Raw genomic sequence first — 15,050 nt, forward strand, 5'->3', positions numbered from 1 at the left:
ATCAGAATGTCTACAATGATGAATGAACTAGGGGAATTAGAAAAGATATTAAAAAAGGATCCAATTATTAATACAGCGACATGGGAGGAGCTAACGGCATCACCTGAGAGCATCGAGCGAAACTATCGAAAGCACACCATGACTCATATGTCCTTAGGCGATGCTCAGGACTATGAAAGCCGAATGGTTAATCGGTTAGTCAAGCAGCAAAAGGTCTTTTCTGGGTTGGTCACTGGAGATTTTGGATTAGGAAAAACAAGTATGCTAGTGAACCTTTGGCATAAAGCAGAGGAACAAGGCATGATGGCCGTCCCACCGTTTAGCTGGCGAAGCCTGGACGAACTTTTTACAGGAATCCAAGCTTGGGTTTCTTATCGTCTGGATAAGAAGAGCATAAGTGAAAGAGAAGAATTTGAAGAGATCGCCTCGCAGTTCCAGAAACGTGGCATGAAAAGTGAAATTAAGCTGCTTGTATCCAGTGGAATGACTGCAGAAAATGCCCAAGCTTTTCTAGAAAATAAAATAAAGGAAGGAAACTACCGTTTAGAACGAACGATTGCGGAGTTTCTTCAATTTTGTGATCGGATCACGAACTTCTTAGTGGACGAATGTGGCTATTCCGGTCTTATGGTCTTTACCGATGAGTTGCAAATTACCTTAAACGAGTTGGCTCCGGAGAAGGTATTCCAATATTTATTTGAACTATCCAACAGTACGTTGAATCGGGAAGGTCGTTACGGCATCATGATGGGCTTGCCGCTGAATTCATTTGTGCAAATGCAACAGGTAAAATCCGATGCCCTGGATCGTTTCCAGTCACAAAAAATGCTGATCGATTTATCCAAAATTTACACCTCTGACTTTGCGGTTCAGCTTTGGGATCGCTATGCCACTTACTTTGGATTTGAAGCCTATAAAAACGAAATCATCGATTCTTTTGCAGTCAAAGCATTAGGACAGCTGACAGACAGCTCGCGAAAGGATATTGGGAACGGTCCACGTTCGGTTATTTCGGCTTTCAATGCGATTGTCAAGCACTATCAAGAGACGAAACAAACCTACACCGTTCTAAACCTGGTTGAGGATTGTATGAAGGAAGAGATTTTGCTAGGGGAGCGTTCAAACTTTATTTCGATCGTGCAATCCTTGATTGAAAAAGTAGGCAAAGATGAGGCGTATGTGAAACTGATTTATGCCCTTGCTGCATTTCCACAAGGCTGTAAGCCGGAAGTATTATCGCACTATGAGCTGCTCAACCCTAAATCGGAAACGCTTTTAAAAGAATGGATCGGGGTTGAAATCCGCCAGAGTTTGATTGAAGGCTATAAGCTGGTTGCCATGGATCAGATTCAAACGGCCCCACAAAGCTTTATTGAACAGGCAATTAAAGACTTTTTACGATATTATCAGGCGAATGAAATGAGCGCAATGGAAAATGCCGTTCACTCCTTTAATGGAGTGATTGTTCCAGATCTTTTAACTGAGCGTGGTGACTTAGATTGGAGATGTTTGTTTGATCAAAGTACAGAAGATCCAATTGAATTTAAATCATTCTCACGGGGAGTTTACGCGACGGATTTAGGCGGTACTTATTTTAAGGTAAAGGATCGTTACCCGAATCGTCATCTGCAACTCGTGACAACAAGTACGTTAGCTGATAAAAAAGTACCGAAAATACAGGATTACGATCCAAACTATGTGTATACCGGGAAGTGGGTCTTCCTTCTTGATCTAGAAGGAAAACGAGACAATAAAGTGGTTCGGCAATCAAGTGATCCGTATTTCTTCGTCTTTAATTTGAATGTCAAGACGAAAATTGAAGTGGAAATCCCACTCCTTTCTGATTTAATCCCGTTTGAACAAACCGATGTACAGTTATTGTTAAATCTCCTTCACTATTTAACGAAAACGAGTAATATCCCGACTAGTGAACAAGATGAGTTAAATTTTGTAAAGGGAGAAATGATTAATGAAGTAATTGCCGCCTTATTTGATGTAAACATGAAACAAATCCATGGATCGGATTGGCAATTACGAAACCATGGAAGAAACATCCTGATCGAACTTTTCGAGAAAATGTGTGAAGCGCGTTTTCCTGAATATAAAACGATTATGGTCGGTCGTTGGAAATCGAAAATGGCCTATTTCAAGGCTGTGTTTGAAAGTGAAAAAATCTCACTTTCCCAAAAAAGGGGAATTGAACCGCTAGCCAAGCAGTATCCAAGAATGACAGCCAAACAAAAGAAGGATATTGCGGCTATGTTTACATTAGGAAGTGTTGCCCCATTTGAAACCTTAATGACTGATTTTCCAAGCTTAATCAGCATTCATGATGACGATCATTTATATGTAAACACTCATCCGGCAGAGCATCTTGTGGTAGAGATGATTGAGGAAAGTACAGAAGAAATTACGGTTCTAAGAAAAAAGGCGAGAGCCGTTGATTTTACCAAGGTATCAGAAGCGTTAGTAGAGCTAGGCTATACAAAGCCAGAACGAGATCAATTGTTTGAATTTGCGGAGCTTCGTAAGCTTTTCTTCAAAAACGGTAACAGAGATAAGCTTTATATGAAGCCTCTTACGATTGAAGAATGGCGTGCTAATTTGGACGGTCAAGTTCAATACATTGATAGCCTTAAAACAGAACTGGAATTACAAGGGCAAAATGAGACTGTTCATTTGGAACCGATCCAAGCGCAAATTGAAAAACTTCAGGATGAAGAAACCTATGAGCGACTCTCGAGCGTATTAAGGGATGTTCTGTATAGCCTTCAAAAGAAAATGAGCCTGTTTGTGAATCGATCGATTGATATCATTGAAGAAAAGCTGAAGAAGTCAGGACAGGTTCTTTCTAAGCTAGACGGAACGCTTTCAGGCATACAATCCGTAGAATACGCAGAAAAAGAGAAATGGTTTCAATACAAAACTAATCTAGATACGCTGTTTAAGGATTTACAAGATCAATATGCAGACATAACGACGGAAAAAGCGGCACTGCACAAAACATCAATGCATGATTTTAGCGAGACCAATGACGGCGTGAACTTTTTCGTTGATATGACATCGAAGATTGAAAGGATCAACCGTCAATGGGACGATTTAAAGCCGAAGCGGAAAGAATTAGAAGCCGCTGTGGATGAATGGTCGAAGTGGGAAGGCTATTACCAGGAAAGAAAAGGACTTGGCGATTTATTAGACCGATTACAATCAATGGGGCTTACACACCTTATTGAAAAAATCGAAAATCTTGATGCTGAGATTGATCAAGAATGGGAAGGGGATGGGCTTCCTTCCTATGCTCAATGGATGAAACGCTTGAGGGAAGTTCGCGAAGAGATCACGCAGGAGCTGCAAAAGTCGCGAAAGCAATTTGAAGAGGAAAAGCAGAAGTATCAACAGATCTTAAAGAATCTTTCTATCCGTGGACAGCTGCATACTCAATTTAAAGAAGATGAGCAATCAAGTAGTTATCAAGACCTGCAAACCGAATTTGAATCGAGTATTATGAAGCAAATCGATCAGTGGCTTGACGCTACAGATTATTTAGAACAACGACTTCGTTATTATACAGACGTGCTGGAGCTAGATGTAGAAGAGATCGAAAACGAAGTATTTGATATCACCAATAGGCTGTTACAGGCTAAAACGAACTTTGAGTCCGGTATTCAAACAGACGAGGTCAAAAAGATCAAAATGCTGCCAACCCGTATTACTAAAGCGAAAAGTCTTGTAAGCAATGCCGTGAAAAAAGGCGAATTGACGGAGCAGGAAGCTGAGGTTCTTTCGGCGATCGAAGGGAAGTCTTGTACACTGGAAGATTTGATTTTAAAAATAGCCGATCAAACGGATAAATTTGAACTAGAAGAGGTTTTACGCGTAGCAACCAATCTCTTTAAGAAAAACCATATCAATATAAAAATTGAAAAAGGAGGGGAATAGCATATGGCCATTGTCCACCGCGTTGGACAGCCTGCTTCAGAAGGAGAGCGTTTGTTAATTAGAGAGCTTCAATCGACGCTCTCTAATGACTATATTGTGTATCATAATTTCGAAATTCCATCTGGGAACGGACAGTTTTTTGAATATGATGTGGTGGTTGTGGCCCCGCATGCCATTTATGTGATTGAAGACAAGTATTGGCATGGAGTAATCAAGGGGAACGATAGCCGCATCGTATTAAGCAGTAAAACAGAAAGCAATCCCCTGCAGCAGGTGTCCCGACAAGCGAAGGTGTTAAAGAATTATTTACAAAGTAAAAACCCGTTGTTACGGCAAGTCTGGATTGAAGATGTGATTAACTTCAGCGGACGAGATGTGGAGATAGCCGTAAAAGGAAACAGTCGCAGTAAAATGACGACATTAAAAACGATCTCTCATTATATCCAGCAGGATCGTGTACATACAGATCGATCAAGGATCAGAATTCCATTCGATCAATTAAAGAATCTCGTGCTCGAAGAAATGCAAACCTTTCAACCGATTCCAGAGAAAAAGAAACGTTTCCACAATTACGAGGAAATTTATCTAGAAAAGCAAACGGAGCTTTATAACGAGTACATCGTCATTAATAAAGATGTTGGCAGTGATAAGGAATATGTGTTAAAAGAGTTCTTTATGGATCCTTACCTTTCAAGGGAAGAACAAGAGAAGCAAATGCACTTACTGCGCAATGATTTTAAAAAGCTCGAGGGCATGAATGACGTTAAGGGTGTCGTAAAGCCGATTACCGCCTTTATTCCAGATGGAGATAACAGTCGTTTTTGCGTGGTTTACCAAAAGATTGACGGGAAATCCTTAATGGAATACTTCCTTGAGGAGAAACAGCTTTCAACTGAAAAAGTGAAGGATCTGTTTTTGAAAACTGTTAAAATACTAGGCGAAGTCCACCGCGAAGGCATTATCCATCGGAATTTAACGCCAAGTAATATTCTCGTGGATCAGCGGGAACAGGTCATCCTGCAAAATTTTGAGTTTTCAAGATTAGTCGACCCGTCCAGTCAGACAACGATTATGACCGAAGCTCTTTCAGAGGGGCTCGATCGTCGGTATACACCGGGAAAAGTCCTTACTTCTCATAATCTGGCTTCCCCGGCTAGTGACCTTTATTCGATTGGACGGATTTATTATGATCTCTTAGCAGGCAATGATCAAAATAATCCAGAACGTGAAAATGGGAGATTGCCAGCCATTCAAGGGGTAGCCGATGAGGAATTAATGAACGTGATCACCAAGATGTGTCACCATCATGTGAAAGAATGGTACGAGTCTGCGGATGAAATTTTAGACATGTTAGAAGAGCAAAAAGAAGAAGAACCTTCACAAGAAGAAAAGCAGGTGATGGAAACACCTGAAATCTATGAAGTTGGCAGTGAGATTGATTCGCGGTATAAGATTTTGAAACGCCTTGGACAGGGCGGTACAAGCAACGTCTACCAAGCTTTTTATGTACCTACTGAAGAAACCTTTGCGATCAAGGTCATGAAAAACAGCCAGATTAGTAATATTAATGTCGTTCGAAAAGAATATCAACGTCTTCGAACCATTAATCATCCTCATATTGCGAAGGTTTATGATGTAGACTCGGTTCATCAAGGGCAACAGTATTTGCTGAAAATGGAATATATTGAAGGAAAATCGATGCAGCAATTGTTTGATGAACAAAACAGTTTTTCGATTTTGCAGGTGATTAAATGGGCACGAGAATTACTGGATGCATTAATCTATTTGCAAAACCTAGAAATCCCGATTATCCATGCCGATATCAAACCAGCCAATATTATGGTTCGTGATGGAAAAACGCTGTTGATTGACTTTAATATTAGTAGAGATGCCGATCAAAGCACGATTATTGGCGGTACGACACGTTATCTGGCTCCAGACGTTCATGAAATCGGGGCGAAACCAAGTCTTGATACATTTTCATTGGGGATTGTCTTATATGAGTTATTAAGTAACGGGGAATATCCATTTGAGGATTCGATGCCTGATTTGGGAGATTCACCGAAACTCCTCAGAGAATTCCGCCCGACTGTTTCTGAAGCTCTTTCCCAGTGGGTCGAAAAAGCATGTCAGCCTTATCACAATGACCGCTTTAAAACACCACAGGAAATGTTAGAGGCACTCGATACGATCGAATCCTATTACAGTGAAATAAAAGTGAAGCTGCCAACCTATGATTTTTCGGCAATCAAGCCATATCCTGAGCAGATCAATAGTCAATATGATAACTATTTAATCCCTCACTTCCAAAGCCTTTACAGTCAAAGTCCCATTAGTAATAAAGGGACTCGCGGCTTAGATCCATTTGCGAAAATCAACTATGTGGAAACGAAGCTCGAAAACACCTTGCTACAAAAAATCGCAGACGGTAGCTTCCAATTAGTGATTATTACCGGAAATGCCGGGGACGGAAAAACGGCTTTTATTCAAAATCTCGAATATCAGCTGCTAGATAAGGAAGGCAAGCTCATTGAAGATAAGGATAATGGAAAGGTCATTGATTTCCGTGGAATCCGCTTGATCACCAACTATGATGGCTCACAAGACGAAGGCGATAAACTGAATGAAGATGTGCTGGATGAATTCTTTGATGCGTTCGCTGGAGAAAATCCATTCTCTCCACAATCGGGAGATCGTAAAGAAGTCCGATTAATTGCGATTAATGAAGGAAGATTAATGGAATTCTTAAGCTCTCATGATGAGAAATATAGAGTACTGTTACAACGAATTGAGTCCTACCTTCGCTTAAGAGAGAATGAGGAAACAGAATTTTCACTGGTGAATCTAAATTGGCGAAGTGTCGTAGCACGGGATGAACTATCCCCATCTATTTTAGAAAAGTTGATTGATAAATTTTCAGATCCACAAATTACGGAGCAGTGTGGTACGTGTAAATCGAAGGAAATCTGCCCGATTTATTATAATTTAACCTCCTTACAGGATGAAGCAGTGGGACCACAGATTAAAGAAAATATCCGGAAAGTGGTTGAAACGGTTCATTTCAGGAAGAAGCTACATATCACGATGAGAGATATTCGATCATCCTTATCTTATATTTTATATGGAACGATGAACTGTCGTGATATTGAAAAGCTCGGACGCTATGCTTCCGTTGATAACAGTCGTAAATTATTAACCGGTTATTACTATAACGCGATCTTTAACATGGGCAATAGTGTGGATCGATTAATGATGGAATTAGGAAAAGTCGATGTTTCGGAAGTGTCTGTCCCGCATATTGAAAATACGCTCGCTAGTCAAAGTAGCAGCGATCAGGAGCTATATGCGATCAAAGATTTATCCTACCACCCAAAGGATACCGATCTTCTAGACGTCTTGTTCCAACAACGTCCGATACAGCCAACGGAGCTGATGGAAGTTGATAAAGTCGAAGCCTTTAAAGCCTTTGTTTCCATCAGTAAGCGGAAATATTATTTTGAGAGTCTTGATAATGATCCGTATATTCTGCTTCCATATCCATCGTTAAAACGGTTTAAACGTTTATTGGAGGGCAAGGTCAATCCTGAATCAGAGCTATCAGAGGTTCTTCAAGCCATTTCAACGTCAGAAGGGGTTCATCATGCCTATACGAAGGATAAATTGGCCCTTAAGGAAAGCAAATGGAATCGCGCTGATTTTATTAGTCTACGAATTTTTCCGCGTGAGAATTTCACCCTGAAGATTCAGGATTTAGGTCAGGAAACCCAATTTATTGAGTATTCACCAGATATGATCCAGCTTCGTTATCATTCTTCGGAGCAAGGAAAACGAATCATGCTTGATTTAACGCTCGATTTGTATGAGCTCTTGCAAAAGGTGAAAAACGGGTATGTGCCATCCACTTATGAATTGCGGGGCGGTTTTATGAATTTAACGATTTTTAAAACCCAGCTCTTAAGTCAAACGTATAATGAACTTGTTTTAATTGAAAAAAATAAAGACCTTTATAAGGTGAAAAAAGCAGATGGGAAATTAAGTTTATTTGCCCTGGAAGGAGGAGAGCAGCTTGAAGAATACAGAAAAGAATCATAAGGAATATTCGGTACGAAAAGCTCTCCGTATAGAGGCAAAAACCATTGCAAAGGACCGGTTATTAATCAACTTTTTACCGTTAATTAAATTTAATGGACATCGGGCTCCAAAGCCCTCTGTCCATCGGTTAAATGAAATCTGGGATATTGTGTTTCAGCATGAGAATGATTTCGAGGGATTTTCTGAACATCAATCCTTGGTGAAAAAATGGATTCAAAATGATTATGTCGATATGCTCTATAAGAATCATCCTAACAAACATCCAAAATTTGTTTCGCTTTTACCCATATCCTTAAACGCCTATAAGGCAACCGAAAAAAAGAATAGCGATGATTATCAGGCGAGTGAGCAAATTTGGCATTTACTGGTCAAAGCGGATGAAGAACGAGATCGTTTAGGTCAGACATCTGTAATCAAAAAGTTGAGGGATTTTCTTGCCTATAACTACGAAGCTCAAACGGATTCGATTATCTACTCAGATGATTTAGAGCTATCCACTTGGCTTGTGGCGAGTATTACGAACCATATTGCCAACGACATCGATGAAATGGGCAGTAAAGTCGATACGATCGATCCATTAGTCAGTTTGGATCAGGCGCTTTTACTAGCAGATGATGTGGAACGTATTCTATCCTATGAGCATTACATGTCGAGATCGTCCATTCTTGAAGCCTTGAGTCAAATTTTTATGCTTCATTTAGGTTTGTATGTCCTTCGAGTAGCTCGCCTTCTCCCTGAAATGATCGAAAAGAAAACGATGGATGTGGAAGGTTTGATGGATTCTAAACCGGTCTTCCAGATCGATCTAAAACAAGGCTTTAGTCATTCATTAGCTCAGATTTCCGGTCGAAATGTTTTGCTGCATGAGCAACAGCTTTCGACGCTAATAGAATCCCTGTATTACTTAAGAAAAAAGATTAATTTTATGACTGACGAGGGATTGTTGGATCGGAATGCTTATACGTTGGATCAGGTCATCACTTTTAATGAACACGATCCAAGTATCCGGGAAAGAGTAAATGAATATTTTATTAAAAAAATGACCGATCTCTCTGAATTTGTTTCAGTGAATGTGGACGAAGTGGAAGAACCCTTTGAAGAATATATTGAGTTGCTGAATAAATCCTACAATGGATATGTGTTAGACTTCTACAAACGACTCATTTCTTCTACTTTTTCCAAAAATACAGAGAGTGGCATTCTCCAGCAGGCGTCACGTTATAAAAAATACAGCCTCGGATCTAAGCTCTTAGATACCTTGATCCATCTGGGGATGTTAAAACGGGGAAAAAACGGACAGTATGAAACAAAAGTGCTTCGGTTGGATCAGTTTATGGAATGGATCCAAGAGAGATATGGGTTTTATATCAATCAACTGATTCCAGGCTTTGAAAATGATGAATCCTACCAAGCGCTACGGAGCAATGAACGTTATTTTTCAAATAAATTACAGGAAATCGGTTATTACCAAGCGTTGAGTGATGCCTATAATACTCAATGGTTAATTGCAAGATATGAGGTAAAAGGGGAGGATTGATTACATGAACATAATCGAACGGAACGCACTCGATCAAAAGGTTGGTTCCTACGTGGCGACAGAGCTGATAGAAAAGCTCATCAACAAAGAGCCTGGGCACTGTGCACAAATAACCGATCTCTCCCCCCATGTCATGGAAAAATCATGTGAGGAAATTCTGTTACATGGAGCGGGGCGATTTGAAGCCTATGTATTGACTTCAAATGATAACCGCCATCAAAAGCCTTTTGAAATTCATGCGACGAAACTGGTGGAACGACGTAATCTGGAACAAAAGGTCATTGTGTTGTTCATCCCACCTAACTTACGGACGGCTGCAGAGGATTCGTTTGATATTGCGACGTTTGAATGGATCTCCTTTGATCATGTGTATCTCGAGATGAAAAAAAGATTAAAGATTGAAGCGGAACAAGTGATGTTGGATCAAGATCGAATCCTGTCCCTTGATAATATTTCGAATTTGATTGAAAAGAATTGGAAGCTTCCTGGTGCCATGGATTGGTGTCTGTTTTACCTTTCCATTATTGAAAATAAAGGAACCACTGAAAGCATCGGGAACAGTCTTCCGTATCTTTATCTTTTACCGGATGAAGAAATTCTTTCAGCAACCAATCAAAACACGCGGATCCTAGAAAACATTAAGGCGATCGAAACACTACGTAATGTGACCAAGTCGATTCAAAACCGCGTGGATGAATTACATACAAAGGATAAAAACATAAAGAAGAAGCTTCTACGCTTGTTAAGAAATTATTCTCATCGTGTCGACTTTGATCAATGGGTGAAAGAAACATTAACCAATGATTCCTTACGGGAAACGCTTGATTTTCAACAATGGGGCGTTGAAAAGGTCATGGACAATCTAGAGGAGTTAAAGATTGAAAAGATCAAAGGCTCTGCCCTTGTTCACGGACAAAATGGGTTAGAGCTGAAACTGGACGGGAAAAAGGATTTTAAAATCGATTATCGCAGTGAACCGGCACCGCCATTATGTGAGGATTGGGCGCGTGTTCATGTTCATTTAATTGATGCCGAGGCAGAAGAAGCCTATACGATTGTCCAAACCATTTCGACTTCGAAGAAAAAGGCAGCCAATAAAGTCGCGCAAACGCAGAATGTGACGGCTATCCAGCTTTCCCGACTTTCTGATATTGATCCAGGTCGCTATACGATCGGGATTCAAGCGATTTCCCATGATGGGTTTATCCTGAAAGAATCTGTGGCCCCAGAAGTTTTCTATATTCAAGGAAAACAGGCAGCAGAGGATGAGCCGGAGGAGAAGAAGGAAATTGTCGGATCCAGTCAGGAGGTCTTTCGTGCGGCTCGGATTTCAACGATGAAAGAAGATGAACCTTTTCATTTTGATGCGAATGAATTCGAATTAAACTGGGGAGTAGCAGAAGAACAACCCGTTCCGATGCAGGCACAGCTCTCGCTTTATAGCAAGCAGCAAAATACCGTCTATCATTTATCGACCAACTATTTACTCCATCAGTGTCATAGCATGTGGTTAAAGCATCCAGAGATCCTTGGTACGTTAACCTATAAGCATGAAGAACAGGCAGCGAGCGAAGACTTTACGGTTGCTTTGAAATTTGAACAGCAATTTGATGAAATGGATTATGATTCAGAGGCCTATAAACGATTTCTTCGGCAACGAAAACGGTTCTTCAAAGCCGTTACCGATCTAGGTCCTTATCATTGGGAACAAATTTTAAGCTTTGAAGAAAGCTTTTTAGTCGAAAAAGCAGAAAAATATCTGGATGCCTATAAAGCATTACTAGAAGAACTGCAGGAACAAAGTTCAGAAGAAAGCATCATACTCATGAACCGCCTGCGGATGACGGATCTTATCGAAGTCCAGTTTGATGGTTCCGTGTTTTATCTCATGACTCCTTCACATCCATTAAAATTAGCATGGTCTTTACAATATGAGGAGGTCAGTGAGAAGTGGACGAATGAAGCAGCTCGACTTTCCGAACGGAATCGACGTCTACGCGATATTTCTACGCTTTTATCTGAACAAACGAGTATTTATTACCCGTTCATGGTGAAGGATCGTCATAATTCCTGGTATGTGAATGTCGATACGGTGGGAAACAATTGGGGGATATTTGTTCCGGTTTCCAAAATCACAGATGATGCATTTCTTGAACATATTAATGAGGTCTTACAAATTGATCGAAATTACAAACGTAAAAGCAAGTTTCCGTATCAGCGGATCAAGGAAAAGATTCTCCAATATCTCGAGAAACGCCCGTATCTTTCCGTTTTGACGATCAATGTGTTTGAACCAGATGATGGAACTGAGATTCTCTCACTATTTAAACAACTGTTTAAGTCGTTCCAAGATAGCAAATATCGAATCTTCCAAGACCTACGCATTAATCTGAGATTGTTTACGGATCACGAGGACTTGCTGAATAGTTTAGGGAAAGCAATCGATGAGATCATGACCTCCGGTGAGGGGAAAATGGTTGATGAATTCCAAGAGCGAATTACGATGGAAGCCCAAAATCCATTGTTCCCAGTGTTTTCGTACTCAAAGCATTTAACGAGTGATTTTACGAAGGATCCAATTCAATTTGAAGCCAATCTATCGATACTAAGTCAATTGTTGAAAGCTGAAGTTGGTTTCTTCACCGATCAAGAGGCAAGCCAATATCGTTCGTCCTATTTTAATGGCTTAAGCTATGAGCTGGTTTCCCATACAGGCGGAAAAAATGGGAATGACCAGATGTCGTATTGGAAAAAATTCATCTCGACTAAAGCGAATTATCCAGGAAACAAAAACGCTGAAGCCATGCTAGGACTGCTTGAGAGTTATTCAACTCTGATGATGTTTGATGAAACCGACGAGACTGGGAATTTGCCTGGGTTGATGATTAATATGGATGCAGATTTGAAAAAGCACCTAGAAAATATTCATCAAGTGTCTGATTGGGTGATTCTAATTGATGAATACTTGGGCGTGGATTTCTTGGATCGACCTGCTTCAGGTCGGGATCGTTATCACTTAATTGACTTTGCTCCTGACGAAAGCTTGGAGCGCAATCAAGTGTATGTTTCCACAAATAAGGTTTCTGAGATTGAGAACATGGTGAAGCCAGTCGCTCAGTCAATTGGATTGAATATGGGTGAGCATACTGATCGAGCGGTGATTGATAGCTTAAATGCGATCTCTGGCCAACTTGTGATGAAGTTGACATCCAGTTCGTCACAAGTTAAAGGGGCACTTGGAATGGCCTTAGCTCGTTTGTATTTTAGAGAATTTAACCAAGCAAGTGATGATCTCCAACTGATCGTCATCCCATTAGACGCCCATAAAAGTTGGTTTGTAAAAGAGCGAAAATCATTGTCTAGTCAAAAAATGACCGACATTTTGGCAGTAGCCTGTGAGCCATCCAAAAAGGAGATTGCCTTTAACTTAATTGAAGTGAAATGGCGAAATACCCTTCCAGGTGGAGATATTGTGAGCGCAACAGAGCTTCGCGATAATATCGTGGAACAGCTCGATAACAGTGAGCAATTGCTGCGGAAAAAATTTAGCAGCGCTGAAAAAAGTGAGCCTGTTTATCTTCAACAGGCAAAGGAACTCGCCAATATCTTATTTTATTATCTTGATCGTTCCTATCGCTTTAAAAGTGTCACGAGTGATGCGTACTTGAAAAATAAATCGTTCCTTTTAAAGCTGGATGATTTTACCCAACCGTATCAGTTAACCTTTAAGAAACATGCCTTTATCTTCGCCATGGACCAACAAGGAATCGACAGCCGCACATTAGAAGGAGTTGGCTATCATGTCATTGGAAAAGACAAGGTAGAACATTATTTCCAGCGTGCTGAAAATGAGTTTGATCAAGACACCGAATATTTTGGAGAACTATCGAAAGAAGAACTCCGACGTCGTGCTTCCTTCTTTTTCACGGAACTCGTACCGAATGCTGTTCAAGAAACAGAGACTCCTGATTCTGAAAAGGATGGGGAAGAGCCTCTATCTGGAGGAGAAGAGAACATTCCTGATCAGGATGGTGCAAATGGTGAAGACGATTTGATCGATATCGATCTGGATTTAGATGGTGAAAACGATAACGAAACGGGTGTGGAAATTGAGCTTGATCTTGATCTTGATGATGATCTTGATGGTGATCAAGAAGAGTGGACGGATCTGGATCTTGACGGCAACGATTCGACCGAGTCGGCAGAAACAGTCAGGGAAGAAGAAGAGCAAACTTGTCCACCACCAGCGATCTTTCTTGGTGACCATGCGATCAGTAATCAGTATGGAATACTTGGAAAATTAGCTGCAAATGGCGATACGATTGGGATCGATTTGGATGGAACGTTAACGATTAGTTTGTTTGGGGTTCAAGGAAGTGGAAAAAGTTATACGGTTGGTTCGATTTTAGAAATGGCGACCAAGCATTTTGCTAATGCGAACAGTCTTCCAGCTCCATTAGGAAGTGTCGTCTTCCACTATAGTCGTTCCGATGCTTACGAACCGGAGTTCACTTCGATCCGAGAACCAAATCAAAATGAGCGTGAAGTGGAAAAGCTGCGTGCCGAATATGGCATTGAGCCTGAAGGGATCGAGGATATAGTGATCATCACGCCAGTCGATCGTGTGGAAGATCGAAAACGAGATTTTCCAAGTATTGAAGTGCTGCCACTTCAATTCAGTACAGATGAATTAAATGTAGAGGATTGGCAATTCCTTATGAATTCAGAGGGAAATTCAGCCATGTATTTACGACAGTTAAAATCCGTTCTTCGTGTCTATCGAAGAAATTTAACCCTGTCCAATATTCGTCGTGGCATTGAAGAAGAAGATTTTGATGATCGTTCACGAAAGTTGCTTGAAAGAAGACTAGGGTTCGTGGAAGATTATATTAATGATGGCATTCGGATCGGCGAAACCTTAAAACCAGGGAAAGTCGTAATTGTCGATATTCGTGATGAATTTATTGAAGAAAACGAGGCACTGGGTCTGTTTATGGTTCTTCTACGGATTTTCTCTGATGTGAAGTATGAGGACCGTTCCTTTAACAAAATGATCGTCTTTGATGAAGCACACAAATACATGAACGATCCAGCGTTAATGAAAAACGTCGTCGAAGTGATTCGAGAAATGCGCCATAAAGGAGTGTCAATGATTATCGCATCGCAAAATCCTCCTTCCGTGCCAAATGAAATTATCGAATTATCGAACCTCGTCGTGCTGCATAAATTTAATGCACCACTGTGGTTAAAACATATTCAAAAAACATTAACCGCTACGGCAGAGTTAACACCAGCCAAGCTAAATCAACTAAAAGCGGGAGAAGCCTATATTTGGGCTAGCAAGTCGACTCATTCCATGTTTGAGAAAGAACCGCAAAAGGTGTTGTTAAGACCAAGGATCACGTTGCATGGTGGGGCTACGAAGAGGGCTACGGAATAAAAGGGAAGGGCAGTCATCTCATTTAAATGAGGTGGCTGTCTT

At 40.6% G+C, this 15,050-nt stretch carries 4 protein-coding genes; all 4 read left to right on the top strand.

What is annotated here, in order from left to right; genetic code table 11:
* The first annotated feature begins 6 nt into the window (after positions 1 to 6).
* From Q5760_RS10235 to Q5760_RS10250, 4 genes are read left to right on the top strand one after another with little or no spacing between them, the layout of a single operon-like run.
* On the top strand, positions 7 to 3,939 hold the full coding sequence (locus tag Q5760_RS10235; protein ID WP_428912081.1) for a hypothetical protein: 3,933 nt from the start codon (positions 7 to 9) through the stop codon (positions 3,937 to 3,939).
* A 3-nt stretch (positions 3,940 to 3,942) separates the two neighbouring features.
* A complete protein-coding gene (locus Q5760_RS10240) occupies positions 3,943 to 8,031 on the top strand; it encodes a protein kinase domain-containing protein (protein WP_428912082.1) in 4,089 nt (1,362 codons plus the stop codon).
* Complete coding sequence (locus tag Q5760_RS10245) at positions 8,006 to 9,568, top strand: hypothetical protein (RefSeq protein WP_428912083.1); 1,563 nt, start codon at positions 8,006 to 8,008, stop codon at positions 9,566 to 9,568. The genes Q5760_RS10240 and Q5760_RS10245 overlap by 26 nt, the downstream gene beginning before the upstream one ends.
* 4 nt (positions 9,569 to 9,572) lie before the next feature.
* A complete protein-coding gene (locus tag Q5760_RS10250) occupies positions 9,573 to 15,008 on the top strand; it encodes an ATP-binding protein (protein ID WP_428912084.1) in 5,436 nt (1,811 codons plus the stop codon).
* Positions 15,009 to 15,050 lie beyond the last annotated feature (42 nt).

Source organism: Niallia sp. Kr1 (assembly GCF_050389805.1).
GTDB lineage: Bacteria > Bacillota > Bacilli > Bacillales > Cytobacillaceae > Bacillus_BD.